The sequence below is a fragment of the Solirubrobacter phytolaccae genome (assembly GCF_027587195.1).
Classification (GTDB): domain Bacteria; phylum Actinomycetota; class Thermoleophilia; order Solirubrobacterales; family Solirubrobacteraceae; genus Solirubrobacter; species Solirubrobacter phytolaccae.
Window position 1 is genome coordinate 79,190 of sequence record NZ_JAPDDP010000017.1, and the last position, 26,529, is coordinate 105,718.

Sequence of the window (26,529 nt, forward strand, 5' to 3'; positions counted from 1 at the left end):
AAGCCGCTCAGGCCAGACCGACGCTCTGGGGCACCTGGATGACGCCGGCCTGCGGCGCGAGGGCTCCGGCCGCGGTCAGCGTGGCCAGTCCGCAGGAGCGCGTGACCCGCAACGCCGCCGCAGTGTGCACGGCCGCCGCGATCCCGCGCGGACCGTCGAAGGTCGAGGCCAGATAGACGTCGGCGCCGGCGGCCCGGGCCGCGCGGGCGTCGGCCAGCACGCCGGTGATCCCGCCGCGCGTGATCTTCAGGCAGACGGCGCGCACCCCGCCGGCGCCCGGCGCGTGCGTCTCATCCATCGCGATCGGCACCTTCGTCCCCGCCTGGACGGCGCGCAGCAGCTCGGCGCCGTGTACCGGCTCCTCGCACAGCTCGAGCCCGACCGGCTCCAACGCGGCCAGCGACTCCAGCGCGACCTCGACCGTGCCCCAGGCGCCGTTCGCGTCCACCCGGATGCCGACTTCCGGCCCTACCGCGGCGCGCACGGCCGCCAGACGGCCCGCGTCGTCGCCGATCCCGACCTTGACCTTCACGCACCGGAACCCCTCGCGCGCGGCGGCGGCCGCGGCTTCGGCGGCACGCGCGCGATCCGACACGCCGATCGTCGCGTTCACCGGCACGGCGCCGACGGCACGCGGGTCGATCAGTCGCGCGAGTGGCGTTCCTGTGCGGCGCGAGGCGTGGTCCCACAGCGCGAGGTCGATTCCGGCCAGAGCCTGGGGGAGATCGGATACGACACGGCACGCCTCGAGCACGTCCGCGGTCGGTTCCAGCCCGCGGAGCACGTCCGCGTACGCGTCCAACGCCTCCCGCACCGACGCCATCGACACCCCGTCGTACGGTTCGAGCGGCGCCGCTTCGCCCTCGCCCCAGAGCCCGTCCGGGAAGTCCAGCCGGACCACCAACACCTCGCGCTCGCGCAACTCGCCCCACGACGCCCGCAGCGGCGCCGCGAGCGTGAACCGCTCGGTGCGAACGCTCAGCGCGATCACTTGGACAGCAGCAGCCCCGCCGACAAAAGGATGCAGAACGCGAGCTGCAGCATCCCCGTGCGCGCGAGCGCGCCGTTCAGCGACGGACCGTCGACCTTGTTGCGCACGACGCGGACGATCGGCGCCGCCAGCGGCAGCGCCAGCCACGGCAGCAGGAGCCAGGGCGTCAGGTGCTCGCCGCCAAAGGCCCACGCCAGCGGCGCGGTCGCGAACGCCAGGTAGACGGTGATCGCGTAGCCGACGCGCGATCGGTCGCGCCCGAGCCGGACCGCGAGTGTGCGCTTGCCCGCCCGGCGGTCGGTCTCCTGGTCGCGGATGTTGTTGACCATCAGGATCGCGGTCGCGAGCAGGCCGACCGGCACCGCGAGGACGAACGCCTCCCACCGCAGCTCCTCGACCTGGGCGAAGAACGTGCCGGTCACGGCGACGATGCCGAAGAACAGGAACACGAACACCTCGCCGAGACCCTCGTAGCCGTACGGGCGCGGGCCGCCGGTGTAGAGCACGCCCGCGAGAATCGAGAAGATGCCGACGAGCAGCAGCTGCCAGCCGGCCACCACGATCAGGTAGACGCCGACGAGCACGGCGAGCCCGAACGCGACGTAGGTCGCGATCAGCACCTGCTTGGGCGGGACCAGACCGCCGGCGGTGACGCGCACCGGGCCGAGGCGGTCCTCGGTGTCAGCGCCGCGGCGGGCGTCGCTGTAGTCGTTGGACAGGTTCGTGCCGATCTGGATCAGCAGCGCCCCGAGCAGGGTCGCGATGAAGACCAGCGGCTGGAACGTGTCGAGCGCGGCGGCGTAGGCGGTGCCGACGAAGACCGGCGCCGCGGCGGCGGGCAGCGTGCGCGGCCGCGCGGCCATCAACCAGATGTGCGGATTCACGAGCGCTTGGGGAACTGGGAGAAGTCGGGGCGGCGCTTGGCTTTGTAGGCCTCGCGCCCTTCCTTCGCCTCATCGGAGCCGTAGAAGAGCAGGTTGGCGTCGTGGGCGAGCTGCTGGATCCCCGCCATGCCGTCTTCCTCGGCGTGAAAACTCAGCTTTACGAGTCGCAGGGCGAACGGGGAGAGCGCGAGCATCTCGTGGCACCACTTGACGGTCTCGGCCTCGAGCTCGTCGAGCGGGACGACCGTGTTCACGAGCCCCATGTCGAGCGCCTGCTGTGCGTCGTACTGCCGGCACAGGAACCAGAACTCCTTGGCCTTCTTCGGGCCGACGAGGCGGCTGAGCAGGCTCGCTCCGTAGCCGCCGTCGAAGGAGCCGACGCGCGGGCCGGTCTGCCCGAAGCGCGCGTTGTCGGCCGCGATCGTGAGGTCGCACACGAGGTGCAGGATCTGCCCGCCGCCAATCGCGTAGCCCGCGACCATGGCGACGACCGGCTTCGGCAACCGGCGGATCTGGACGTGCAGGTCGGTCACGTGGAAACGCCCGACGGACTTGCCGCCCGGCACGTACCCGGTGTCGCCGCGGACGTTCTGGTCGCCACCGGAGCAGAAGGCCAGCGGGCCCTCGCCGGTGAGGATGATCACGCCGACCGACTCGTCCTCGCGCGCGACTTCCAGCGCGTCGGAGATCTCGATGATCGTCTCGGGGCGGAACGCGTTCCGGACTTCCGGCCGGTTGATGGTGATCTTGGCGATCCCGTCCCCGGACAGCTCGTACCGGATGTCCTGGTAATCGGCGGCGGAGGTCCAGTTCACGGCGGATGACCATAGCTAGTCTCGGCTCTCGTGCTTGCGATCGAGACACCCGCCGGCTCACTCACGTACGACGAGCTGGACGAACGCGCGTCGGCGGTGCGGATCAGCGCGCCGCGGGTGGCGCTCGCGCTGCCGCCCGGGCTCGAGTTCGCGATCGCGCTGCGCGCGTGCATGCTCGCGGGCGTCGAGGCGGTGCCGGTCGACCTGCGCGAGCCGTCGCGGCGGCTCGCCGGAGCGGGCCAGGTGCTTGAGCAGATAGACAACGGCAGACAGGAAAAGGGCGCCGGGTTCGGCCTCGTGGTGCACACGAGCGGGACGACCGGCACGCCCCGGCCAATTGGTCTTTCCCACGCGCAGATCCAGGCGAACTCGGACGCCGTGACGTCGGTGATCTCGCCTGGTCGCTGGCTCTGCCCGCTGCCGTTGTCGCACATCGGTGGGCTGATGGTGCTCCTGCGCTCGTGGCTCACGCGCACGACCGCGGTGCTCGGGCCCGCCGACACGCCGGACGTCACGGTCGCGTCTTTGGTGCCGACTCAACTGGCCCGGTTGATTGACCGCCCGCCGCCGTCGTCTTTGGAGTGCGTGATGCTCGGTGGCGCGCCCGCCGACCCCACGTTGCTCGTCCGCGCGCGGGACGCGGGCTGGCCCGTCCGACCGTCCTACGGGCTCACCCAGGCCTGCAGTGCGGTCGCGCTGGCCGACGTCGGTGACCTCGAGACGAGCGGCCGTCCGCTCCCGGGCGTGACGATCGACCTGGCCGCGGACGGCGAGATCATCGTGTCCGGCCCGTCGGTGGTCGGCGGCACGCACGCCACCGGCGACCTCGGCGCGTGGCTCGGGGATCGCCTCGTCGTGCACGGCCGCAAGGTCGACACGATCGTGAGCGGTGGCGAGAACGTGATGCCGCAGGAGGTCGAGGCGGTCTTGCTCTCGCACCCCGCAGTCGCCGAGGCCGCGGTGTTCGGCCGTCCCTCGGCGGAGTGGGGTGAAGCGGTGACCGCGTTCGTCGTCCTGCGAGACGAAGCGCCTGACCTCCGTGAGTTCGCCCGGTCTCGTTTGGCGCCGTTCAAAGTGCCAAAAGCCATTGAGGAAGTAGCGGAGCTACCCCGCAACGCCGCGGGAAAGATCCTGCGCCGCGAGCTGGCGTAGAACCTCGCCCGGCCGGTCGTGGTGGTCCTCGTCGATCTCGACGTTCAGTCCCGGCCAGCGGAAGTCCAGCTCGAAGCCCCGCTGCCGCTGTTGTACAGCGCGATCGCACGCTCCAGCGCAGGCGTCCTCCGCGTCACCGCCCGTTCGTTCCAGCGCTTGATGAACGCGGCCGCGTGGATCACGTTCGCGACCTGCTCGACGTTCAACTCGCGGCTCAGGTCGAACAGCACGCGCGGGACGGTGCAGACCGGGATCGCGTCACGGGTCAACGACTCACCGAGAAGGAGCCGGTCCGGGACGATCTCGAAGCCCGGCTGCGTGCGGCGCCGTTTCGGGACGGCGACCTGGATCGCGCGTTCCCGGAAGCGCGAGATCTTCCAGTACGCGCCGGCACTGAACCCGGTGAGCGCGGTGCCGTCACCCTCCGCGTGCACAGACGACTCCGTGGCGGATGTAACGAAGCTTTCGCATAGCGAAACGTTCGTTACACGTAGGTCACGGGCGGAAAGACTCGCCCCCGCTACATTGACCAACGGCCGTCGCAACTGGCGCTTAGGTGGAGAACCACCGGGGAGCGACGGGCGTGGCATGGTCGCGCGCCTGGGCACCTTTCAACGCGATCTCACGAGGAGTCAAGTGTCCCTTTCCATCCCCGCCGAGCTCAAGCCCGCCGACGGTCGCTTTGGCTGCGGTCCGTCGAAGGTCCGTCCCGCGCAGCTCGCGCGTCTCGCCGAGGGCGACGCCGCCGCGCTGATGGGCACGTCGCACCGGCAGAAGCCCGTCAAGAACCTGGTCGGCCAGGTCCGCAGCGGGCTGAGCGAGCTGTTCCAGCTGCCCGAGGGCTACGAGGTCATGCTCGGCAACGGTGGCACGACCGCGTTCTGGGACGCCGCGACGTTCGGGCTCGTGCGCGAGCGCGCGCTGCACCTGACGTACGGTGAGTTCAGCTCGAAGTTCTACAAGTCGACGAACGACGCGCCGTTCCTGAAGGACTCGATCAACGTCAAGGCGGATGCGGGTGACGCGCCCGCGCCGACGTCCGACCCGTCCGCCGACGTCGTCGCGTGGGCGCACAACGAGACGTCGACCGGTGTGATGGTCCCGGTCGAGCGCGTCGGCGACGGCCTGGTGCTGATCGACGCGACGTCCGGCGCCGGCGGCCTGCCCGTCAACGCCGCGGACGCCGACGTCTACTACTTCGCGCCGCAGAAGTGCTTCGCGTCCGACGGCGGCCTGTGGATCGCGCTGACGAGCCCGGCGGCGCAGGAGCGGATCGCCGAGATCGGCGCCACCGACCGCTGGATCCCCGAGTTCCTGAGCCTGACCACCGCGCTGGACAACAGCCTCAAGGACCAGACCTACAACACGCCGGCGCTCGCCACGCTGATCCTGCTCGCCGACCAGATCGAGTGGATGAACGGCAACGGCGGTCTCGACGGCATGGTCGCGCGCACCACGGCCTCATCGAACCACCTGTACGAGTGGGCCGAGAAGACCGAGTACACGACGCCCTACGTCGCCGACCCCGCCAAGCGCTCGCTGGTCGTCGGCACGATCGACTTCGACGACGCCGTCGACGCCGCCGCGGTGGCCAAGACGCTGCGCGAGAACGGCATCGTCGACACCGAGCCGTACCGCAAGCTCGGTCGCAACCAGCTGCGCGTCGCGATGTTCCCGGCCATCGAGCCGGACGACGTCAAGGCGCTCACGGCCTGCATCGACTACGTGGTGGAGAACCTCTGACCCTCGAATCCCGCGACCGCTGGGTCCGAGCGGCCGAAGGCTGGGAGGCACGCGCCTCCCAGCTGGCGCGCGACACGATGCCCGTGTCCGCGCGCTTGGTCGACCGGATCGCACCGCAACCCGGCCACACGATCCTTGACCTGGCCGCCGGACTCGGCGACACGGGGTTCCTCGCCGCCGAGCTGATCCAGCCCGGCGGCACGCTGATCACGAGCGACTTCGCACCCGAGATGCTCACCGCCGCGCAACGGCGCGCGCCGGCGAACATCGACGTCCGCTTCAAGCAGATCGACCTGGGCGCGCCGATCGACATCCAGGCGGCCTCGGTCGACGGCGTCCTGTGCCGCTGGGGCTACATGCTGCTCGACGATCCCGAGTTCGCACTCAGGGAGACCCGGCGGATCCTCAAGCACGACGCCCCGGTCGCGCTCGCGGCCTGGACCGGCCCGGACGACAACCTCTGGAGCGTCCTGCCCGTCCGGATCCTCCAGAACCGCGGCATCCTCGACCCCGATCAACCCGGTCCCGGCCAGTTCGCCTGGGCCAACCCGAACGACATCGAGGACACGATGGCCACGGCCGGCTTCATCGAGCCGAGCATCGAGGCCGTCGACTTCACGATGCGCTACGAGGACGTCGACGACTGGTGGGTCGCGCAGACCAAGCTGTCCACCCGAACGGCCGACGCGGACGCCCGGCTCGACTTCGCCACGCGCAGCGACGTCCTCGCGGAGCTGGAGGAAGCGGCGCAGCCGTTCACCCAGCCGGACGACAGCCTGATCATCCCCGCGCGGACGTGGGTGGCGACGGCGACCGCCTAAGATCGCCAACCATGTACTACGACGACGACGCGGATCTGGACCTGCTGAAGGGCAAGACCGTGGCCATCCTGGGATACGGCTCCCAGGGCCACGCGCACGCCCGCAACCTCAAGGACTCGGGCGTAGACGTCGTCGTAGGCCTTCGCGAGGGCAGCAAGTCGGTCGAGCACGCGCAGGCCGCCGGCCTGGAAGTCACGACCATCGAGGATGCGTCGAGCCGCGGCGACATCGTCATGGTCCTGCTCCCCGACGAGAAGCACCATGACGTCTACGAGGAGTCGATCAAGGACGGCATCGCGCCGGGCAACCTGCTCCTCTTCGGCCACGGCTTCTCGATCCACTACGGCGAGGTCGAGGCCCCGCCGGAGGTCGACATCGCGCTCGTCGCCCCGAAGGGCCCGGGCCACCTCGTGCGCCGCCAGTACACCGAGGGCTCCGGCGTCCCCGCGCTGATCGCGATCCACAAGAACGAGACCGGCAACGCCAAGGACCTCGCGCTCGCCTACGCCAAGGGCATCGGCGGCACGCGCGGCGGCGTGATCGAGACCACGTTCAAGGACGAGACCGAGACCGACCTGTTCGGCGAGCAGGCCGTGCTCTGCGGCGGCGTCTCCGAGCTCGTCACCGCCGGCTACGAGACGCTGGTCGACGCGGGCTACGACCCGAAGATGGCCTACTTCGAGTGCCTCCACGAGCTCAAGCTGATCGTGGACCTCATGTACGAGAAGGGGATCACGGGCATGCGCCACTCGATCTCCAACACGGCCGAGTACGGCGACCTGACCCGCGGCAAGCGGATCATCACCGACCAGACCCGCCAGAACATGAAGGACGTCCTGACGGAGATCCAGGACGGCACGTTCGCCCGCGAGTGGATCGCGGAGAACCGCGCCGGCCAGGAGAACTTCCAGCGCATGCGCGCCGAGGGCCAGAGCAACGCCATCGAGACCGAGGGCAAGGAGCTGCGCTCGATGATGGCCTGGATCGACACGGAGTTCGAAGAGGGCTAGTGCATTCGTCGGGTTCGTGCGCCGAATCGCTCAACGGCGCACGATCCCGGCTTCTACCCTGCGAGGGGTCCCCCTCTCACTGTCAGGAACCCCTCTCCCCATGAACGCACTGACCGAGCCCTACAAGGTTCTCGTCGCGGAGAAGATCGCCGCCACCGGCGTCGACATGCTCAAGGAGCGCTTCGACGTCGAGGTCGGCACCGACTGGTCCCGCGAGGAGCTGCTGGACCGCATCGGCTCCTTCCACGGCATCCTGATCCGCTCGGCCACGCAGCTCGACGCCGAAGTGCTCGACCGCGCGGACAACCTGAAGGTCGTCGGTCGTGCCGGCGTGGGCGTGGACAACGTCGACGTCCAGACCGCCTCCAAGAAGGGCATCATCGTCGCCAACGCGCCGGAGGCCAACACGGTCGCCGCCGCCGAGCACACGGTCGCCCTGATCCTCGCCCTCGCCCGCAACATCCCGCAGGCGCACGCGAGCCTCACGAGCGGCAAGTGGGAGCGCTCCAAGCTCGGCGGCACCGAGCTGGACGGCAAGACGCTCGGCGTCCTGGGCTTCGGCCGCATCGGCCAGCTCGTCGCCATCCGCGCCAAGGCCTTCGGCATGCGCGTCGTCGCGTTCGACCCCTTCACCGCCGACAGCCGCTACCGCGAGATCGGCGCCGAGAAGGCCGAGAGCGCCGACGCGGTGCTGGGCGCCGCGGACTTCCTGACGCTGCACCTGCCGAAGACCCCGGAGACGCAGGGCTTCATCAACACCGAGACGCTGGCCAAGACCAAGGACGGCGTGCGCATCATCAACGTCGCCCGCGGGCCGCTGATCGTCGACGAGGACCTGCAGGCCGCGCTGGACTCCGGGAAGGTCGCCGGCGCCGCGCTGGACGTCTTCACGAAGGAGCCGATCACCGATCACCCGCTGTTCAGCTACGCGAACGTGATCGTCACGCCGCACCTGGGCGCCTCCACCGCGGAGGCCCAGGACCGCGCCGGCGTGCAGACCGCCGAGCAGGTCGTCGCCGCCCTCACCGGCGGCTCCGTCACGACCGCCGTGAACATCCCGGCGATCGCCCCGGAGGACATGCAGGTCCTCGGCCCGTTCGTCCCGCTCGCCGAGAAGCTCGGCAAGATCGCCGCGAGCCTCGCGGACTCCGTCGAGCGCGTCGAGATCGAGCACCTGGGCCGGATCGCCGAGCGCGACACGCGCCTGCTCACGCTCTCCGTCCTCACCGGCCTGTTCTCGGGCCGCACGGAGGAGGCCGTGAACCTGGTCAACGCGCCGACGCTCGCGGAGGAGCGCGGGATCACGATCTCCGAGACGCGTGAGGCGCAGGCCAAGGACTACTCGGACCTCGTCCGCGTGACCCTGGTCGGCAAGGACGGCACCGTCCGCGTCGTCGGCACGACGCTCGGCCAGAAGCACCGCCCGCACCTGCTCGAGGCGTGGGGCCAGCGCTTCAACCTGCAGATCGACGACCCGTACCTGACGCTGTTCCGCTACAGCGACGTCCCGGGCATGGTCGGCCGTGTCGGCTCCAGCCTCGGCGAGGCCGGCGTGAACATCTCCGCCGCCGCGGTGGGCCGCCAGGCTCCGGGCGAGGGCGAGGCCAGTGACCTGGCCGTCATGGCGATCACGACCGACGGCCCCGTGCCGGAGACCGTGATCGACCAGATCGCCAAGAGCGACGGCTTCGTCAGCGGCCGCTCGATCGAGCTCTAACCAGCTGGAGTGGTGCGAGGGGCCGGGACGACGTTCCCGGCCGCCTCGGCCGCACGTGCGCTCAGGTCGGCGACCCAGCTCGGCGCGGCCTCCGGCGTGATCACGCGCTGCAGGGCCGCCACGACGCGCTGGTCGTAGCCGTCGACCTCGTCCTCGAGCAGCGCGAACGCGCGCTCCGGCGACCAGGCCGCGCGGTACACGCGGTCGGAGACGAGCGCGTCGTAGACGTCGCAGACCGCGAGGATGCGGGTCTCGAGGCTCATGTCCATGGCGGTCAGCCCGCGCGGGTAGCCGCTGCCGTCGAGCCGCTCGTGGTGGTCGGAGACGAGCGCCTTCACCGTCTCCGGGAAGCCCCCGAGCTCCTCCAGCAGCCGGCGGCCGTCGTCCGGATGGCGCTTGATCGCAGCGAACTCGGCGTCGGTCAGCTTGCCCGGCTTGTTGAGGATCTCGAGCGGCACCGACAGCTTGCCGATGTCGTGCAGCAGGCCGCCGACGGCGAGGTGGCGACGCGAGGTCGCGGAGAGCTTGAGCTCCTCGCCGACGCGGGCGGCGAGGAAGGCAACGCGGCGGGTGTGCTCCTCGGTCGAGACGTCGCGGCGCTCGAGCTGGACCATGAGCGCGCGGACGCGCGGCCCGAGGTAGGCCTCCTCGGAGGCGACGAGCTCGGTCGCGGTGAGGTCGCCGACGAGCGGGCGCGAGGCGCCGGCGCGGCGCAGGTCGAGCACGACCGGGACGCCGACGAGCGCGACGGCGGCGATCTCGAGCACGTGCCCGACGTAGTAGCCGATCGTCATCGGGCCGATCACGAGGTTCGCGATCAGCGTGACGCCCAGCCACACGCAGCCGAGGGCGACGGTCAGGTCGGCGGTGCGGCGGGTCAGCAGGTAGGTGCGCGCGGCGCGCGTCACCAGGACGATGAGGAAGAACCCGCCGGCCATCAGCAGGCCGATCGCGGGGTGCGACTTGGCCTTGGGCACGGACGGCATGACCGTCGGGTTCAGCAGGCCGTAGAGCCCGAACACGAGCACGCCGACGAACAGCGCGACCTGCAGCCCGACGAGCGGGCGCACGTCCAGCGGACGGCGCAGCGCGGGCAGCGCCGTGAGCGCGAGCAGGCCGGCGCCGACCGGCACCGAGAGCCCGCCGGCGAGCGGCAGCATGCCGTTGAACTCGGCGAAGATGCCGGGCGTCGCCAGGCCGTGGACGAGGAACAGCGCGGTCATCGTGCTGAACGCGGTGCCCATCAGCACGGCACGGCCGTCACGGCCGCGGGCGCCGGCGATGGTCAACGCGAGCGCGCCGGCACAGGCGAACGCGGCGGCCGTCACGACCAGCCCGAAGTGCATCTCCGGGCTCATCATCGCGTGGCGGGTGCCGACGAGCGCGACGGCGGCGACGGGCACGAGGGCCGCGAGGAGCATGAGGGCGGGAAGCAGCCGTGTCCGAGCCATGCCCGGATCATCGGAAGGACCTGATGTTTCTTGATCCGAGCGAAAGTGGTCTTGACCACTAGTTGACCAGTTGGTAGCTTGCCGCCCCGGAGAGATGACGGGACTGGCCAACACCAACGGTCGGGGGAACAAGCAGGCCCTCGTGCGCGACGAGATCCTCGGGAGGCTCGACGACCTGCAGGTCGGCGACGCGCTGCCGAGCGAGCGGCGCCTCGCGACCGAGCTCGGCGTGTCCCGCCCGACGCTGCGGGCCGTGATCGACGAGCTGGTCCGCGAAGGCCTCCTGCTGCGCCGCCACGGCAGCGGCACCTACGTCGCGGAGCCGAAGATCGCGCTCCCGCTGACGATGACGTCCTTCAGCGAGGACATGACGCGCCGCGGGATGCGTCCCGGCAGCCGCGTCGTGGACTTCCAGTGCCTGGCCGCGGGCGCCAAGCTCGGCCAGCGGCTGCAGATCTCGCCGGTCGACGAGGTCTGGGTGATCACCCGCCTGCGCCTGGCCGACGACGAGACGATGGCGATCGAGTGGCTGCACGCGCCGCGGCGCCTGCTCGGCGACCTGCGCCGCGAGGAGCTCTCGGACCACTCGTACTACGAGCTGCTGCGCGAGCGCCAGGCGATCACGATCGCCTCCGGCGTGCAGACCATCGAGCCGACCGTGACCTCACCGGAGGAAGCCGAGCTGCTCGGCGTGCCCGTGCACTCGCCCGCCTTCCTGTTCGAACGCACCACCACGAGCGACGGAGGGGAGGTGGTGGAGTTCGTCCGGTCCGTGTATCGCGGGGACCGGTACCGGTTGGTGACGGAGCTGCGCCCCGCGCTGCGATAGCGCGCGGGTTGTTCGGGAGAGAGAAGGAGAGAGGGGAACATGAGGAAGTTCAGCGTGGCGCTCGCGACGGTGCTTGCGGGCGTGGTAGCGGCATGCGGTGGCGGCGACGACAACGGCACGGCCCAGAACGCCTCTTCGGACGGCGGCAAGGCCAAGCTCGAGGGTTCAATCAGCGTGTGGATCATGGACCCGGGGTCACCGAAGATCCAGGACGTCGTGAACCAGTACGGCACGGACTTCGAGGCCGCGCATCCCGGCACGAAGGTCGACATCCAGTTCGTGCCCTGGGCACAGGCGCACGACAAGTTCGTGACCGCGATCGCAGGCGGCAAGGTGCCCGACGTGGCCGAGATGGGCACGACGTGGACGCCCGAGTTCGCCGACCAGGGCGCGCTGCTCGAGCAGCCGGGGATCACCAAGGGCGACTACGTCTCCAGCCTGGTGGACGCGGCGACCTTGAACGAGAAGGTCTACGGCAAGCCGTGGTACGCGGGCGCGCGCTCGCTGATCTACCGCAAGGACTACCTGGAGAAGGCCGGCGTCGAGCCGCCCAAGACGTGGGAGGAGATGAGCGCCGCGGCCAAGGCCATCAACGGCACGGTCAAGGGCGTGTTCCCGGTCGGCTTCACCGGCCTGTCCGAGCACATGTACCTGCCGACCATCTGGCAGGCGGGCGGCGAGATCGCGACCCAGGACGGGGACACCTGGAAGAGCGCGCTCAACTCGCCCGAGGCCGCGAAGGCGATCGACTGGTACACGTCCTTCTACAAGGCGGGCCTGGCCCCGAAGGCCTCGATCGGCTGGGAGGAGCCGGACGCGCAGACCGCGTTCATCAACGGTGACGTCGCGATGCTGATCGCCGGCGGCTGGGGCTACAACTCGATCATCGCCACCAAGCCCGAGCTGGAGGAGAAGATCGGGACGGCGCTCACGCCCACCGGTCCGTCCGGCAAGGGCACCGCGTTCGCGGGCGGCAGTCACCTCGTGCAGTTCACCGAGTCCGGCAACCATGACCTCGGTGCGGCGTTCGTCGACTTCATGCTCGAGGCCGACCAGCTGAACAAGTTCACGAGCGAGATCGGCTTCCTGCCGGGCACGACCGCCGGCATCGAGGCCTCCGGCTACCTCGAGGACCCGCAGCGCAAGCCGTTCGCCGAGCAGCTGCTCAACGCCTCCGCGGTGTACCCGCCGTCGCCCAAGTGGGGCGGCCTGGAGGGCGCGAACATCTTCGACGGCCAGATCCAGAAGGTCATGAAGAACGACATCAGCCCCCAGGACGCGGTCGCTGAGCTCGCGCAGAAGATGGACGAGGAGTTCGCCGGGTGAGCACGGCTCCGGCAGCCGTCCAGGCGGGGCGACGGAACGCCCCGCGTCCGCCCGCGATGGTGATCGCGCGCCGTCTGGTGAGCCGGTTGACCCTCCCGGTTCTCCTTCTCCTCCCGGCGCTGGTCATCATCGCGGGCCTGGTCGGCTACCCGCTGGTCCGCACGGTCTACCTGTCGTTCACGGACACCGGCCTCGGCGAGCTGATCTACGGCGGCTCGACCTGGGTGGGCCTGGAGAACTTCAAGGAGGTCTTCGCGGACGAGCACCTGCGGACGTCGCTGATCAACACCGTCGTGTTCGGCACGGCGTGCGTGGTCGGGACGATGGTGCTCGGGTTCTGCGTCGCGCTGCTCCTGAACCAGCGCCTGCGCGGGAACCTGTTCTTCGGGATCGCCGTGCTGCTGCCGTGGGCGGTGCCGGCGCTGGCGGCGAGCGCGATCTGGAAGTGGCTCTTCGACGCGCGCTACGGCTTCGTCAACTGGGCGCTGGTGAACGTCGGCTTCGACGGCTTCCAGGACTACGCGTGGTTCGCGGACCGCGAGAGCGCGTACGTGGCGATTTTCGTCACGGTCGTCTGGCAGTCGTTCCCGTTCGTGGCCCTGTCGCTGCTCGCCGGCCTGCAGACGATCCCCAAGGAGACGCTGCAGGCGGCGGCGGTGGACGGCGCCAACGCGTTCCAGCGCTTCCGGCTCGTGACGCTGCCGCTGCTGCGGCCGATCGTCGCCGTGCTGGTGATCTTCTCGACGATCTGGGACTTCAAGATCTTCGACCAGGTCTACGTGATGGCGGCGGGCGTGCCGGACCGGTCGGCCGATACCGCGGCGGTCGCGGCCTACCGCGAGGGCTTTGCGCTCTCGCACTACGGGCTCGGGAGCGCGGTCGCGGTCGTGCTGTTCCTGATCCTGCTGGCCTTCGCGCTGATCTACGTGCGGCTGGTCGGCCGTGAGGGGGAGTTCTCCTAGTGCGCTGGCTGCTCAAGCGCGGCTGGATGTACGCGGCGATGGTCGCGGTGTCGGCGTTCGCGCTGTTCCCCGTGTACTGGGTCGTGATCACGTCCCTGAAGCCGCGGTCGGAGATCTACACGCGCACGCCGGACCTGTGGCCGTCCGATCCGCAGTGGGATCAGTACCCGCGCGTGCTCGGCGAGGGCCACGTGGGGCGGGCGCTGCTGAACTCGCTGATCGTCGCGAGTGGGACGATGGTCATCTGCCTGCTGGTGAGCGCCGGCGCGGCGTACGTGCTCGCGCGCTACCGGGTGCGGATCACGCGGATCCTGCTGATCCTCGTGCTGATGACGCAGATGTTCCCGCTCGTCGTGCTCGTGATCCCGCTGTTCGTGACCATGCGCAAGGCCGGGCTGCTCGGGACGTACTGGTCGCTGATCATCACCTACCTGGCGTTCAGCGTGCCCCTGGCGATCTGGGTGATGCGCGGGTTCGTCCTGTCGATCCCGGAGGAGCTCGAGCACGCGGCACGGATCGACGGCGCGACGCGGATCGGGGCGATGTGGCGGGTGGTGCTGCCGTTGGCGGCGCCGGGCCTGGCCGTGACGGCGGTGTTGTCGTTCCTGGAGGGCTGGAAGGAGTTCCTGCTCGCGCTGACCTTCATCAACGACGAGGACCGCAAGACGGTGCCGCTGGTCCTGCAGTCGTTCGTGGGGCGCGGCGACACGGACTGGGGCGCGGTGATGGCGACGTCGGTGCTCTACACGCTGCCGGTGGCGATCGTGTTCGTCCTCGCGCGCAAGCATCTGATGACGGCGCGGACGGCGGGGGCGGTCAAAGGCTGATGACTCGCGCTGCGCGCTCGCATCAGCTGGGGGAATCGCCCAGGGGGCGATTCCCCCGCGGGAGGTGGACCTCGTGAGGCTTGGAGTCTCAGCCGCGTTGGTGGACAGAACGTTCGTTCCTGGCGACGTGGCGATCGACGGCGGCGCCATCGTCGAGGTCGGGCTCGCGTCGTCCAACGGCAGCGGGATCGCCGCGCCGGGGTTCATCGACCTGCAGGTCAACGGCTTCGCGGGCGTGGACCTGATGGCCACCGACCACGAGGGGTACGTGCGGGTGGGGGAGGCCCTCCTGGCGACGGGCACGACGGCGTTCCAGCCGACGTTCGTGACCGCGCCGGAGTCCGTGCTGCTGGACGCGTTGCGCGCGATGCCGGTGGGCGGCATCGGCGCGCGCGTCCTCGGCGCGCACCTGGAAGGCCCGTTCCTGTCGCCGCGCCGGACGGGCGTGCACGACCCGTCGCACCTCTCGGCTCCCGATGTGGCGCTGCTGCGCCGGTTGCTCGACGTCGCGCCGGTGTCCCAGATGACGGTCGCGCCCGAGCTGCCGGGCGCGTTCGAGCTGGTGGACGAGCTGGTCGCGCGCGGGATCACCGTGAGCGCCGGCCACACGGACGCCACCGCCGCCGAGGCGCACCTCGGGTTCGACCGCGGGATCACCACGGTCACCCACCTCTTCAACGCCATGCGCCCGTCCACGTCGCGCGACCCGAGTGTTGGCTTCGCCGCGCTCGCGCGTCACGATGTGCTGGTGCAGATGATCGTGGACCTGCACCACGTGGCGCCGGACACGGTGCGGGTCGCCTGGAACGCGGCCGGCGGTCGCCTTGCCCTGGTGACCGACGCCGCCCCGGCCGCCGGGATGGGTGACGGCGAGTTCGTGCTCGGCGGGCGCCGGATCGAGGCCGAGGACGGCGTCGTCCGCGGCCCCGAGGGCCAGCTCGCGGGGAGCGCGTTGACGATGATCGAGGCGGTGCGCAACCTGCACTCCCTCGGCGTGAGTCTCGAAGCCGCCCTGGCGGCTGCGAGTGCAGTGCCCGCCCGCATCGCGGGCCGGCCGGATCTCGGACGCCTCGTCCCCGGGGCGCCGGCGGACGTCGTGGTGCTCGACGATCGCCTCGAGATCCGGCAAGTCTTGGTCGATGGCCGCGAACGCGTGGGAGGACGAAGTTGAGCATCCGGATCGACGCGGTGTCGAAGGCCTACAAGAACGGGCCGGTGGCCGTCGACGAGGTGTCGCTCGAGGTCGCCGACGGCGAGTTCATGGTGCTCGTCGGCCCGTCCGGCTGCGGCAAGTCGACGCTGCTGAAGCTGATCGCGGGCATCGAGGAGGTCACCTCGGGTTCGATCCACATCGGCGGCCGCGACGTGACGCTGCTCGATCCCCGCAAGCGCGACATCGCGATGGTCTTCCAGTCCTACGCGCTCTACCCGCACCTGTCCGTGCGCCAGAACCTCGGCTTCGGCCTGAAGCTGCGCAAGACGAGCAAGGCGGAGATCGCGCAGCGCGTGGACGACGTGGCCCGCATCCTCGGCCTGGAGGAGATGCTCGAGCGCAAGCCCGGGGAGTTGAGCGGCGGACAGCGCCAGCGCGTGGCCATGGGCCGCGCGATCGTCCGTGAGCCCCAAGCCTTCCTCATGGATGAGCCCTTGAGTAATCTTGACGCAAAGTTGCGCGTCTCCATGCGGGCTCAGCTGTCACGCCTGCACGAGCGCCTGGGCGTGACGACGGTCTACGTCACCCACGACCAGGTCGAGGCGATGACGCTCGGCCAGCGCGTCGCGGTCCTGCGCGGCGGCGTCCTGCAGCAGTGCGACACGCCCGAGCAGCTCTTCGACCACCCCGCCAACCTGTTCGTGGCGGCGTTCATCGGCTCGCCGGCCATGAACCTCGTCGAGGCGCACGGCGAGAACGGCACAGCGCGGTTCGGTTCCTGCCAGGTCCCGAGCGCGTTCGACGGCCCGTTCATCCTCGGCGTGCGCCCGCACGACCTCAAGCTCGGCCCGGGCATCCCGGCCGTCGTCCAGGTCGTCGAGCGGCTCGGCACCGAGACCCACGTGGTCGCGGGCATCGACGCCCCGCGCTTGCGGTCCGCGGCGCTGACCGACGCGGTCGACGCCGCGGCCTCCGGCGACGAGGTCCTGCTCGCCGACGAGGACCGCGCGTCCTTCACGGTCGTCCTCGACGCCCGCGCGCCGGTCGCGGTCGGCGATCAGATCGAGCTGACCGTCGACCCCGACCGCCTGCACGGGTTCGATGTCGAGAGCGGGAAGGCGCTGCCCATGTCGTCGGTGGACCCGGCCGCGCGCGATCGCTGGGGGTCGCCGGCGCCGGCTGGCGACGCCCGGTGACCGGGAGTATGCCGGTGCGCATATGACCGGTCACTGGGTGGCGTCAGGCGGTGATCGGCGGCCGCCAGAATCGTGCGTGGTCGGGTCCGCCGGCGACTCCTAGTCGGCGCGCATCGTGTCCCGGCGCGCCAGTGACTTCTGGATCAGCACGTTCCCGGCCATCAGGAGCAGCACTCCCAGCAGCAGCATCGTCGCCAGCACGTTCACCTCGGCCGGCACGCCCTGGCGGGTCGCGCCGAAGATGAACAGCGGGAACGTCTGCGTCTGGCCGGCGTTGAACGACGTGATCACGTAGTCGTCGAAGGAGATCGCGGCCGCGAGCATCGCCGCGGCGGCGACGCCCGGCGCGATCATCGGCAGGGTGACTTTTCGGAACGTGGTCCATTCCGTGGCACCGAGGTCCATGGCCGCCTCTTCGATGTGTCGGTCCATGCCCTCCAATCGCGCCTTCACGGTCACCACCACGTAGGAGACGGTGAACATGACGTGGGCGATCACGACCGTGACGAAGCCGGTGTTGATGTTCAGTGTCAGGAACATCGCCAGCAGGGCCGCGCCGAGCACGACCTCCGGTGAGGACAGCGGCATGAACACGAAGAAGTCCACGGTGCTGCGGCCACGGAAGCGGTAGCGCACGAGCGCCATCGCCATGAACGTGCCGAGCGCGGTGGCGATCGCCGTCGAGATCAGCGCGATCTCCACGCTGTTGGTGAGCGCCTTCGCCAGGTCCGGATCCGCGAACGGGTCGGCCCAGTGGCGGAAGGTGAAGCCCTGCCAGGTGAAGTTGAACCGGCCCTGGTTGTCGTTGAACGAGAACAGGACGACGATGAAGACCGGGATGAACAGGTACAGCAGCGCGAGCACCGACCAGAGGGCGAGCCCGCCGTGGCGGAGCCGGTCGCGCGTCCTCGCGCTGCCGCCCGACGGCGGTGCGGTCTCCTCGGCCGGGGCGGGCGGGGTGACTTCCGTGACTGCCGACATCAGATCGCCGCCTCGGTCAGGTTGCGCGTGCCGAGCAACCGGGCGTACAGGAAGATGCCGACCAGGATGAACAGCATCAGCGTGAAGCTGAGCGCCGCCGCCTGTGGGTAGTCGAGGATGTTCAAGAACTTCGACTGGATGACGTTGCCGATCATGTACTGCTGCGGTGTGCCGAGCAGCGCCGCGTTGATGAAGTCGCCGCACGCCGGGATGAACGTCAGCAGCGAGCCGGCGAAGATGCCCGGCAGCGCGAGCGGCACGGTCACCTTGCGGAACGCGGTCGTGCGCGAGGCGTAGAGGTCGGTCGCCGCCTCGAGCAGCCGCGGGTCGATCTTCTCCAGCGCCACGTACAGCGGCAGCGCCATGAACGGCAGGAAGTTGTAGGTGATGCCGGCGATCACGGCTGTGCGCGAGGCGAGCAGGCGCCCGTCGTCACCGAGCAGGCCGATCGTGCGGAAGAAGCTCACCACGGTGCCGTCGTCGGACAGGATCAGCTGCCAGGCCACCGTCCGGAGCACGTAGCTCATGAAGAACGGCAGGATGATCAGCAGCAGGATGAAGCTCTTCCAGCGACCCGCGTGGAACGCCGTGAAGTACGCGAGCGGGAAGCCGATGATCAGGCACAGCAGCGTCGAGACCCCCGCGTAGAGAATCGAGCGGCCGAACTGCTCCTTGTACTCGGAGATCGCGTCCCAGTAGTTGTGGAACGCCCACGTCAGGTCGTAGCCCTGCTCCGGGTTGCCGGTCATCAGTGACACGGACGCCTGGTTGAGCAGCGGGTAGAGGAAGAACAGCAGCAGCCACAGCAGACCGGGGCCGATGAACAGCCAGGGGAGCAGCTTGCGACGGGTATTGAGACTCATCAGGCCCCCGTCACCTTCGCCATCGCTTCCTTCATCGTGCGCTCGTCGGCGTCCGACAGCGCCGGGTACGGGTGCAGCTTCTTGCGGATCTCGTCCGACGGGAAGATCAGCGGGTTGTTGGCGATATCGGGATCGGTCTTCTCGACGATCTCCTTGATGCCCTTGCACGGCGAGAGGTAGTTGACGTAGATCGCGAGCTTGGCGGCGACCTCGGGCTCGTAGACGAAGTTCATCATCGTCTCGGCCGCGTACACGTGCTCGGCCTTGGCCGGGATCATCATGTTGTCGGTGAAGAGCATCGCGCCCTCGTCCGGGTAGATGAACTTCAGGTCCGGGTTGTCGCTCTGCAGCTGGACGATGTCGCCCGAGTAGGCGTGGGCGACCCAGATGTTGCCCTTGGCGAGGTCGGTCGAGTAGTCGTTGCCGGTGAAGCGCCGGAACTGGCCGGAGTCGGCGGCCTGCTGGATCTTCTCGATCGCGGCCAGGATCTGGTCGATCTTGGCGGTGGTCGGGTCCACGCCCTGCGCGAGCATCGTCACGCCCGACGAGTCGTAGGCCTCGTTGAGCATCGTCACGCGGCCCTTGAACGCCGGGTCGAACAGGTCGTTGAACGAGTTGAGCTCGCGACCGGTCTTCTTCGGGTTGTAGCCGATGCCGACGGCCCCCGACTGCCACGGCACCGTGTAGTCGCGCTTCTTGTCGTACGGAACCGACTTTAGGTTGTCCACGAGGTTCTTGACGACGTTCGGGATGTTCTTCTTGTCCAGCGGCTGCACGTAGCGGTTGCGCACCCACTTGACGGCCATGAAGTCCGTCAGCGTCACGATGTCGCGGCCGATCGGCTGCTCGGCCGTGAGCTGCTGGCGGACCTTGCCGTAGAACTCGTCGTTGTCGTTGATGTCCTCGAGGTACTTGACGTGCCCGCCGTACTGCTCGTCGAACTCCTTGAGGATGTCCTTGTCGATGTACAGCGGCCAGTTCGAGAACGTCCAGTTGCCGATCGGGACCTTCTTGTGGGTGATCTCGGGGATCGGCGTCGCGGCCTTCTGGGCCCGCTCGAGCGTCCCCTCGATCCCGCAGCCCGCCAGCGCGTAGGCCAGCGCGAGCGAGCCGCCGCGGCCGAGGAACTTGCGGCGCGTCTGCTCAGCCACGTTCCACCACGAACGTATGCTCCGGCCGCCAGACGAGCTGCACCTCGCGGCCGACCGCCAGCCCTTCGGGCTCCGAGCCGTCCGTGTTCTGCGCGAACACGTTGAGCTCCTCGCCGCCCGCGGCCTGGATGACGTACTGGATCGAGACGCCGAGGAACGCGGCCACGACGACCTTGCCGCGCAGCGCGTTGTAGCCGTCGGGCACGGGCTCGCCGTCCGGGAGCAGCGTGATCTTCTCCGGCCGCACGCCGATCCGCACGTCGCCGGTCAGCCCCGCGCACTCGGGCGCGTGGAGCTGGGCGCCGTCGTGCGTGGTGACCCGCTGGTCACCGGTGACCTTGGCTTCGATCAGGTTCGAGATGCCGAGGAAGTTGGCCACGAACGCCGTCCGCGGGCGCTCGTAGAGGTCGGTGGCCGAGCCGGCCTGCTCGATCTGGCCCTTGTTCATGACCGCGATCGTGTCGGCCATGCTCATGGCCTCCTCCTGATCGTGGGTCACGTGCACGAACGTGATGCCGACGTCCTGCTGGATCCGCTTGAGCTCGATCTGCAGCTGCTTGCGCAGGCGCAGGTCCAGCGCGCCGAGCGGCTCGTCGAGCAGGAGCGCCCGGGGGCGGTTCACGAGTGCCCGGGCGAGCGCGACGCGCTGCTGCTGGCCGCCGGAGAGCTGCGCCGGCTTGCGCTTGCCGACGTGGCTGAGCTGCACGAGCTCCAGCGCCTCGCCCGCGCGTTTGAGCGCCTCCGCCTTGCCGACCTTCTTGCGCTCGAGCCCGAAAGCGACGTTCTTCTCCACGCTCAGGTGCGGGAACAGCGCGTACGACTGGAACACGGTGTTCACGTCGCGCCGGTAGGGCGGATGCTGGGTGACGTCGGAGCCGCCGAGGTAGACCTTGCCGGCCGTCGGGTCCTCGAAGCCCCCGATCATCCGCAGCGTCGTGGTCTTCCCGCACCCGGACGGGCCGAGCATCGCGTAGAAGCTCCCGCGCGGGATCGACATCGTGAGGTCGTCGACCGCCGTCATGTCCCCAAAGCGCTTGCTGACGCCATCCAGATGGATGTCGGCCTCGGCCTCAGTTGCTGCCACCCTCGCTCCCTTCCTCTGACCGTTGCCCACCTTTCCGGTTGCGTCGAGCCGTCGCAATGGACAGTGGGTCGGATGTTCCGCCATCATGACTGACAGAACGTCATGTTGAGCCTCGCCGACGTGCTCGAACTGCCGGTGGTCCGGCGTGCGCTCCCCGAGGTCGTGGTGGGCGATACCGCTCTGGACCGCCAGATCCGCTGGGCGCACGTGATCGAGATGCCCCAACCTGACGATCTGTTGAAGGGCGGCGAGCTCGTCCTGACGACGGGACTCGGCCCGGCGACCGATCCCGCGCACCAGACCGCGTGGACGCGCTCGCTGGTCGAGCAGGGCGTGGCCGCGCTGGCCGTGGAGCTCGGGTCGACGTGGCGCGACGTCCCGCCGGCCGTCGTCGCGGGCTGCGCGCGGGCGGGCGTGCCGGTGATCGCGTTCCACCGCCCGGTGCGGTTCATCGAGATCACCGAGGCCGTCCACGCCGCGGTCATAAACGCCCAGTACGCGCTGCTCGCGCGCGGGGAGGAGATCCACCGGCGCTTCACCGAGCTGATCCTGCGCGGGCGCGGCGTGCCCGAGATCCTCGCCGAGCTGTGCCTGGCGGTCGGGAACCCGGTCGTCCTCGAGGACGCGGGCGGGGCGCTGGTCTACTACGTCTCCGGGCCCCCGGGCGACGATCTCGCGCTGAGCGCCTGGACGGACGTGCACCGCGCCGAGGACCGCGGCGAGGTGGCCGAGGGCGTCTTCAGCGCCGACGTCCGGCTACTCGACTCGAGCTGGGGACGCCTGATGGCGCTCTCGCTCGAGAACCGGCTGGACGACTTCGACCGCGTCGCGGTGGAGCGCGCGGCGCTGGCCGTTGCCATCGATCTGCTCTCCCAGCAGCACGACGAGCAGCTCCGAGCCCGCTCGCGCGGCGCGTTCCTCTCCGAGCTCGCGGACGGCCGCGTGGAGGAGGCCGACGCGCGGCGTCGCGCGGACGCTCTGGGCTTCCCGGGCACGGGTCGCGGTGCGCTGCTGCCGCTGGTCGCCGCGTGGCGGCGCCCGGCATACACACGGGGCCGCTCGGACGGGGCGGACGGCGTCACCTGGACCCGGCTCGCCGGTGACCTGCGCGGCGCGCTCGCCTCGACCGGCCTCGCGGTCCTGCTCGGCCCGCGTGACGTGGACCTGCTCGTGCTGCTGGCGCTCGGCTCGCGCGAGTACGATGAGGCGCTCGTCGAGCACGTCGCCCATCTCTTCCACGGTGCGCTGGACCGGCATGGGCTCGGGCCTTCCGACGCCGCGCTCGCCGTCGGCGCGCCCGCGGACACCTGGACGGCGGCTGGCCAGGGGCTACGGCGCGTGCGGCGCTCGGCGGGAGCGGCCACGGCGCTGGACGTGCGGCGCTGGTACGACGCGCGGCGGCCCGGCGTCACCGACCTCCTGCACGAGCTGCGGGACACGCCCGAGCTCGAGGTGTTCGTCGAGGAGCAGCTGGGGCCGCTGATCGGGGACGGGGCGCCGCGAACGCGCGTGCTGCTGGAAACTTTGGAGGCCTACCTGGCCGCGGGTGGGAGGAAGGCCGAGGCGGCGCGAGCGTTGCACCTGGAGCGGCAGTCGCTCTATCTGCGGCTGCGGCGGATCGAGGAGGCGCTCGGGGTGTCCTTAGAGGACGAGGACGTGGTGCTCGGGCTGCACCTGGCCGTGCGGGCGCGGCGATTCAGGCGTGGGGGGGCGCGGTAGGCACCTCGGTTGGCGCGCCTCGGGTTGTGAGCGCGTCGTTCAACGGCCATCGAGGGCGAAGGGGAGGAGCGGTCGTGGTTGCTTTGGTCCGCTCCACGTCCGGTCGACCAAGATCGCGCACGACCGCGCTCCGAGGAAAGGGGGTGTGGTCACAAACTCCCGCATAGCGGGAGTTTCGGGACACACCCCCTTCCCAGCACGCGTTCGTCGACCGGAAATCGATCACGCCGAGCCCAAACGGAACGGCGTCTTAGATCAGTGCCCCGCCACCATCATCGAGAGGCGTCGTCGGCTTCGTCGACGGCCGCGGACCGGCGAGGATGAAGCCACGCGGCCAGCCGTTCCCACGCGTGACCGTGCGCCGCGTGAACGTCTTGGCACTCAGCTCGGTGATCTCGATCGCGTCGTCGGAGAGCACGTCCTCGACGAAGGCGACGCGGTCGCCGCCGAACGAGGCGATCGCGCCGATCGCGGGCGTCGGGTTGAGCGGCTTGCCGGCCCAGGAGCCGGGCTTGACGTCGGTGGCGTAGAGCTTGCTCACGCGGTAGGCGACCCATGACGGGCCGTACGCGCACGGCGCTTTGCAGTTGAAGCCGTAGAGCGAGGCGGCCTTTTGCGGCCCCGTCTCTTCCTTGACGTCGGGCCAGGTGAGCAGCAGCGTGGCGCCGACGGCGGCGAGCACGGCAAGAGCGATCCATCGCGTCACTGGGTCAAATGGTGCGCGTTCGTCGGAAAAGCGACAAGCGGCCTTTTCGTCCAGCTTGACGGAGTGTCGGCCGCAGTCTGCGGAAATGCGACGCTCCGCCTATTGCCTCGTTCGCCGATCCAGGGCGAGCATGTCGTGCATGACTGTGCCCGACATGGTGGGAACCGACTCGCTGCAGGAGCAGGCACACCGGCACCTGCTGATGCACTTCACCCGCAACGGCGCGTTCGGGCCGGGCGGGAAGCCGCTGCTGGTGCTCGAGCGCGGTGAAGGCTCCTACGTGTTCGACACCGAGGGCAACCGGTACTTCGACGGGCTGAGCTCGCTGTTCTGCTGCCAGATCGGCTACTCGTACGGCGAGGAGATGGCGGCGGTGGCGTCGGCGCAGATGTCGACGCTCGCGTTCAACACGAACTGGGCGACTGCGCACCCGCCGTCGATCAAGCTCGCCGCCGCGCTCGCCGAGCGCGCACCCGGCGACCTGAACCGCGTGTTCTTCACCAACGGCGGCTCGGAGTCGGTCGAGGCCGCCTGGAAGATCGTTCGCCAGCACTACCTCGCCAAGGGCGAGCCGCAGCGCGTGAAGGCGATCGCGCGCGAGATCGCCTACCACGGCGTCACGCTCGGCGCGCTGAGCTTCACCGGCGTGCGGCCGATGAAGGAGCCGTTCGGCGCCGCGCCGATCCCGGTCACGCGGATCGCCAACACGAACCGCTACCGCGATCCGGAAGGGCACGACGAGGCCGCGTTCTGCCAGCGCCTGCTCGACGACGCCGAGCGCACGATCATCGAGGCCGACCCGCAGACGGTGGCGATGCTGATCGCCGAGCCCGTCCAGAACGCCGGCGGCTGCCTCGTCCCGCCCGAGGGCTACTGGCCCGGGCTGCGCGCGCTGTGTGACAAGTACGGGATCGCGCTCGTCGCCGACGAGGTGATCACGGGGTTCGGTCGCATCGGCGAGTGGTTCGCCTCCTCGCGCTACGGCGTCGCGCCGGACCTGATCACGTGCGCGAAGGGCATCACGTCCGCCTACGCGCCGATGGGCGCGGTGCTGGTGAGCGACAAGATCGCCGAGCCGCTCTACGAGGACGGCCGGATGCTCATGCACGGGATCACGTTCGCCGGCCATCCGGTCGCGAGCGCGATCGCGCTGCGGAACATCGAGATCTTCGAGCGCGACGGCGTGCTCGAGAACGTCCGCGAGCTCGAGCCGTACATCGGCGAGCTGCTGAACGGCATCAAGGAGCGCGTCCCGATGGTCGCCGACGTGCGCGGCGCCGGCTTCTTCTGGGCGCTGGAGCTCGTGCGCGACGCCGAGGAGTCCCGCTTCAGCGCGGAGGAGCGCGAGAAGCTGCTGCGCGGCTTCCTCGCCGGCCGGCTGCTCGAGGAGGGCCTGATCGCCCGCCCGGACGACCGCGGCGACGCCGTCCTGCACCTCGCCCCGCCCCTCACCGCCAGCCGTGAAGAGCTCGAGGAGATGGCGGCCAAGACGGAGGCCGTGCTGGCCGACGCCTCGCAGCGCTTCTACGAGGGATAGATGGTTCATACGGCCCACGGGTACTGGCTCGCCGAAGCCGGCCCGGTCACGCCCGCGCCGGCGCTCGAGGAGGAGGCGAGCGCCGATGTCGTGATCATCGGCGGCGGCTACACCGGGATGTGGACGGCGTGGCAGCTGCGCGAGCGCGGCGCGTCCGTGCTGCTGCTCGAGGGCGAGCTGTGCGGGCACGGGCCGAGCGGCCGCAACGGCGGCTTCTGCGAGACGCTGTGGACGCACTTGCCCTCGCTGGTGGAGCGCTTCGGCCGTGAGCGGGCGCTCGAGCTGTGCCTCGCGTCGGGAGAGAGCGTGCGCTCGATCGGCGCCTGGTGTGAGGAGGAGGGCGTCGACGCCTGGTTCACGCCGGGCGGCTACGTGATGGCGTCGACGGCGCCCGCGCACGACGCGGTGCTGGACGAGATCCTCGCCGCCGCGCCGGGCGACCGCGTACGGCCGCTGAGTGCCGAGGAGACCCGGGCCCGCTGCGACTCGCCGCGCTTCCGGCGCGGCCTGCTGGTCGCCGACGACGCGACCGTCCAGCCCGCGCGGCTCGCGCTGGGTCTGCGGGCCAAGCTCCTCGACGTGATCCGCGAGCGCTCGCGGGTGACCGCGGTGCGGTCGGGGCCGCGCGAGGTCGTGGTCGAGACCGCGAGCGGCGGTCGCGTCCGCGCCGGCGCGGCGGTGCTGGCCATGAACGCGGCCACGCGCGGCGTCCCTCCGCTCCGCCATCGGCTGAGCGTGACCTCCTCCCACATCGTCCTCACCGAGCCCGTCCCGGACGTGATCGAAGACCTCGGCTGGACCGGCGGCGAGTGCATCACCGACGCTCGCACGTTCGTGCACTACTTCCGCACGACGCGCGACGGCCGGATCGCGTTCGGCTGGGGTGGAGGACGCCTCGCGGCCGGGGCACGCCTGCACGGCAAGGTCGAGGTCGACCCGGAGGTCGCGACCGAGACCCACGCCCACCTCGTCGACATGTTCCCGCAGATCGAAGGCCGCGCGATCACCCACGCCTGGGGCGGCCCGATCGACGTCTCCCCGAGCCACCTCCCGCAGATCGGGACCCTGGACGACGGCCCGGTGCACTACGCGTTCGGCTTCACCGGCAACGGCGTCGGCCCCTCGCACCTGGCCGGCCGCGCGCTCGCGGCGCTGGCGAGCGGCGAGTCCACGGACCTCGCGGTGACCGATCCGAACCCCGTCCGCGTGCCGGGCGAGCCGCTCGCGATCACCGGTGGAACGCTCGTACGCCGCGCCTTTTTACGTAAGGAACGCCTTGAAGAAGCGGGCGCGCGTGTTGACCTGGTCACCCGCGCGGCGGTCGCCGCCCCACGCGCGCTGGGCATGCACGTGGCTCGTTAGAGCAGGTACACGAGGCCCAGCGCGGCGAAGAACACCGCCGCGCCGATCATCACCGCGCCCGACAGCCGCGTCGACCGGTCGTCGGAGCGCCGGTAGATCGGGCCCGCCACCAACAGGAGGATGCCGGCACCGACGAGGCACGCGCCGGCGGCCTCCTCGTGGTCGGTGAACAGCAGCGCCACGAAGGCCGCGAGCAGCACCCACGCCACGAACCCGAGTGCCTTCGCCGCCGCCTGCACGGCTGTCACG

Annotated in this window: 25 protein-coding genes and 1 riboswitch; of the genes, 14 read left to right on the plus strand and 11 right to left on the minus strand. The window is 70.2% G+C overall.

Annotation, left to right across the window (positions count from 1 at the left end; all coding sequences use genetic code 11):
• Positions 1 to 7: 7 nt before the first annotated feature.
• From OJ997_RS11705 to menB, 3 genes are read right to left on the minus strand one after another with little or no spacing between them, the layout of a single operon-like run.
• Complete coding sequence (locus tag OJ997_RS11705) at positions 8 to 991, minus strand: mandelate racemase/muconate lactonizing enzyme family protein (RefSeq protein ID WP_270025278.1); 984 nt, start codon at positions 989 to 991, stop codon at positions 8 to 10.
• The gene (locus OJ997_RS11710; protein WP_270025279.1) at positions 988 to 1,875 is read right to left on the minus strand and encodes a 1,4-dihydroxy-2-naphthoate polyprenyltransferase; all 888 of its coding nucleotides are present in this window, start codon (positions 1,873 to 1,875) and stop codon (positions 988 to 990) included. Before OJ997_RS11710 ends, OJ997_RS11705 begins: the two co-directional genes overlap by 4 nt.
• Positions 1,872 to 2,690 carry a 1,4-dihydroxy-2-naphthoyl-CoA synthase gene (menB, locus tag OJ997_RS11715; protein ID WP_270025280.1) on the minus strand — a complete coding sequence of 273 codons (819 nt, stop codon included), beginning with the start codon at positions 2,688 to 2,690 and terminating at the stop codon, positions 1,872 to 1,874. The genes OJ997_RS11710 and menB overlap by 4 nt, the downstream gene beginning before the upstream one ends.
• A gap of 30 nt (positions 2,691 to 2,720) precedes the next feature.
• Between menB and OJ997_RS11720 the strand changes: the two genes are divergently transcribed.
• Positions 2,721 to 3,842: a class I adenylate-forming enzyme family protein gene (locus OJ997_RS11720; protein ID WP_270025281.1), complete on the plus strand. Its 1,122-nt coding sequence runs from the start codon at positions 2,721 to 2,723 to the stop codon at positions 3,840 to 3,842.
• 44 nt (positions 3,843 to 3,886) lie between these two features.
• Here the strand turns inward: OJ997_RS11720 and OJ997_RS11725 are convergent, their stop codons facing one another.
• Positions 3,887 to 4,276 (minus strand): hypothetical protein, encoded by a 390-nt coding sequence (locus OJ997_RS11725; RefSeq protein ID WP_270025282.1) that lies wholly within the window; start codon positions 4,274 to 4,276, stop codon positions 3,887 to 3,889.
• A 97-nt stretch (positions 4,277 to 4,373) separates the two neighbouring features.
• A riboswitch (ZMP/ZTP riboswitch) is annotated at positions 4,374 to 4,455 on the plus strand.
• 23 nt (positions 4,456 to 4,478) lie between these two features.
• Here OJ997_RS11725 and serC point away from each other — a divergent pair.
• The 4 genes from serC (at position 4,479) to serA (ending at position 9,133) form a co-directional block, all read left to right on the plus strand.
• Positions 4,479 to 5,585 carry a phosphoserine transaminase gene (gene serC / locus OJ997_RS11730; RefSeq protein WP_270025283.1) on the plus strand — a complete coding sequence of 369 codons (1,107 nt, stop codon included), beginning with the start codon at positions 4,479 to 4,481 and terminating at the stop codon, positions 5,583 to 5,585.
• An 83-nt stretch (positions 5,586 to 5,668) separates the two neighbouring features.
• Complete coding sequence (locus OJ997_RS11735) at positions 5,669 to 6,406, plus strand: class I SAM-dependent methyltransferase (protein WP_270025284.1); 738 nt, start codon at positions 5,669 to 5,671, stop codon at positions 6,404 to 6,406.
• 11 nt (positions 6,407 to 6,417) lie between these two features.
• Positions 6,418 to 7,416 carry a ketol-acid reductoisomerase gene (gene ilvC / locus OJ997_RS11740; RefSeq protein ID WP_270025285.1) on the plus strand — a complete coding sequence of 333 codons (999 nt, stop codon included), beginning with the start codon at positions 6,418 to 6,420 and terminating at the stop codon, positions 7,414 to 7,416.
• 100 nt (positions 7,417 to 7,516) lie between these two features.
• Positions 7,517 to 9,133 carry a phosphoglycerate dehydrogenase gene (gene serA, locus OJ997_RS11745; RefSeq protein ID WP_270025286.1) on the plus strand — a complete coding sequence of 539 codons (1,617 nt, stop codon included), beginning with the start codon at positions 7,517 to 7,519 and terminating at the stop codon, positions 9,131 to 9,133.
• On the opposite strand, the gene OJ997_RS11750 is transcribed toward serA, so the two are convergent.
• A complete protein-coding gene (locus tag OJ997_RS11750; protein ID WP_270025287.1) occupies positions 9,130 to 10,584 on the minus strand; it encodes an HD-GYP domain-containing protein in 1,455 nt (484 codons plus the stop codon). The genes serA and OJ997_RS11750 overlap by 4 nt on opposite strands.
• A gap of 94 nt (positions 10,585 to 10,678) precedes the next feature.
• Between OJ997_RS11750 and OJ997_RS11755 the strand changes: the two genes are divergently transcribed.
• From OJ997_RS11755 to OJ997_RS11780, 6 genes are all read left to right on the plus strand, one after another.
• Positions 10,679 to 11,413: a GntR family transcriptional regulator gene (locus OJ997_RS11755; protein WP_270025288.1), complete on the plus strand. Its 735-nt coding sequence runs from the start codon at positions 10,679 to 10,681 to the stop codon at positions 11,411 to 11,413.
• Between the two features lie 39 nt (positions 11,414 to 11,452).
• The gene (locus OJ997_RS11760) at positions 11,453 to 12,739 is read left to right on the plus strand and encodes an extracellular solute-binding protein (RefSeq protein ID WP_270025289.1); all 1,287 of its coding nucleotides are present in this window, start codon (positions 11,453 to 11,455) and stop codon (positions 12,737 to 12,739) included.
• 86 nt (positions 12,740 to 12,825) lie between these two features.
• Positions 12,826 to 13,701 (plus strand): carbohydrate ABC transporter permease, encoded by an 876-nt coding sequence (locus tag OJ997_RS11765; protein WP_270025290.1) that lies wholly within the window; start codon positions 12,826 to 12,828, stop codon positions 13,699 to 13,701.
• A complete protein-coding gene (locus tag OJ997_RS11770) occupies positions 13,701 to 14,528 on the plus strand; it encodes a carbohydrate ABC transporter permease (protein ID WP_270025291.1) in 828 nt (275 codons plus the stop codon). The genes OJ997_RS11765 and OJ997_RS11770 overlap by 1 nt, the downstream gene beginning before the upstream one ends.
• Positions 14,529 to 14,628: 100 nt before the next feature.
• Positions 14,629 to 15,699: an N-acetylglucosamine-6-phosphate deacetylase gene (gene nagA, locus OJ997_RS11775; RefSeq protein ID WP_270025292.1), complete on the plus strand. Its 1,071-nt coding sequence runs from the start codon at positions 14,629 to 14,631 to the stop codon at positions 15,697 to 15,699.
• Complete coding sequence (locus tag OJ997_RS11780; RefSeq protein ID WP_270025293.1) at positions 15,696 to 16,877, plus strand: ABC transporter ATP-binding protein; 1,182 nt, start codon at positions 15,696 to 15,698, stop codon at positions 16,875 to 16,877. The genes nagA and OJ997_RS11780 overlap by 4 nt, the downstream gene beginning before the upstream one ends.
• 99 nt (positions 16,878 to 16,976) lie before the next feature.
• On the opposite strand, the gene OJ997_RS11785 is transcribed toward OJ997_RS11780, so the two are convergent.
• From OJ997_RS11785 to OJ997_RS11800, 4 genes are read right to left on the minus strand one after another with little or no spacing between them, the layout of a single operon-like run.
• Entirely contained in the window at positions 16,977 to 17,858 is an 882-nt protein-coding gene (locus tag OJ997_RS11785; RefSeq protein WP_270025294.1) for an ABC transporter permease, read from the minus strand.
• Complete coding sequence (locus tag OJ997_RS11790) at positions 17,858 to 18,721, minus strand: ABC transporter permease (protein ID WP_270025295.1); 864 nt, start codon at positions 18,719 to 18,721, stop codon at positions 17,858 to 17,860. The genes OJ997_RS11785 and OJ997_RS11790 overlap by 1 nt, the downstream gene beginning before the upstream one ends.
• Positions 18,721 to 19,872, minus strand: coding sequence for a polyamine ABC transporter substrate-binding protein (locus tag OJ997_RS11795; RefSeq protein ID WP_270025296.1), 1,152 nt, complete (start codon positions 19,870 to 19,872; stop codon positions 18,721 to 18,723). Before OJ997_RS11795 ends, OJ997_RS11790 begins: the two co-directional genes overlap by 1 nt.
• Positions 19,865 to 20,956: an ABC transporter ATP-binding protein gene (locus OJ997_RS11800; RefSeq protein ID WP_270025297.1), complete on the minus strand. Its 1,092-nt coding sequence runs from the start codon at positions 20,954 to 20,956 to the stop codon at positions 19,865 to 19,867. The genes OJ997_RS11795 and OJ997_RS11800 overlap by 8 nt, the downstream gene beginning before the upstream one ends.
• 120 nt (positions 20,957 to 21,076) lie before the next feature.
• Between OJ997_RS11800 and OJ997_RS11805 the strand changes: the two genes are divergently transcribed.
• On the plus strand, positions 21,077 to 22,675 hold the full coding sequence (locus tag OJ997_RS11805; RefSeq protein ID WP_270025298.1) for a PucR family transcriptional regulator: 1,599 nt from the start codon (positions 21,077 to 21,079) through the stop codon (positions 22,673 to 22,675).
• Between the two features lie 250 nt (positions 22,676 to 22,925).
• Here the strand turns inward: OJ997_RS11805 and OJ997_RS11810 are convergent, their stop codons facing one another.
• On the minus strand, positions 22,926 to 23,381 hold the full coding sequence (locus OJ997_RS11810; RefSeq protein WP_270025299.1) for a hypothetical protein: 456 nt from the start codon (positions 23,379 to 23,381) through the stop codon (positions 22,926 to 22,928).
• A 139-nt stretch (positions 23,382 to 23,520) separates the two neighbouring features.
• On the opposite strand from OJ997_RS11810, the gene OJ997_RS11815 reads away from it, so the two are divergent.
• Complete coding sequence (locus tag OJ997_RS11815; RefSeq protein WP_270025300.1) at positions 23,521 to 24,918, plus strand: aspartate aminotransferase family protein; 1,398 nt, start codon at positions 23,521 to 23,523, stop codon at positions 24,916 to 24,918.
• Complete coding sequence (locus OJ997_RS11820) at positions 24,919 to 26,280, plus strand: NAD(P)/FAD-dependent oxidoreductase (RefSeq protein ID WP_270025301.1); 1,362 nt, start codon at positions 24,919 to 24,921, stop codon at positions 26,278 to 26,280.
• Here the strand turns inward: OJ997_RS11820 and OJ997_RS11825 are convergent.
• Complete coding sequence (locus OJ997_RS11825; protein ID WP_270025302.1) at positions 26,277 to 26,528, minus strand: hypothetical protein; 252 nt, start codon at positions 26,526 to 26,528, stop codon at positions 26,277 to 26,279. The two genes, OJ997_RS11820 and OJ997_RS11825, sit on opposite strands and share 4 nt — an antisense overlap.
• Position 26,529: the final 1 nt, after the last annotated feature.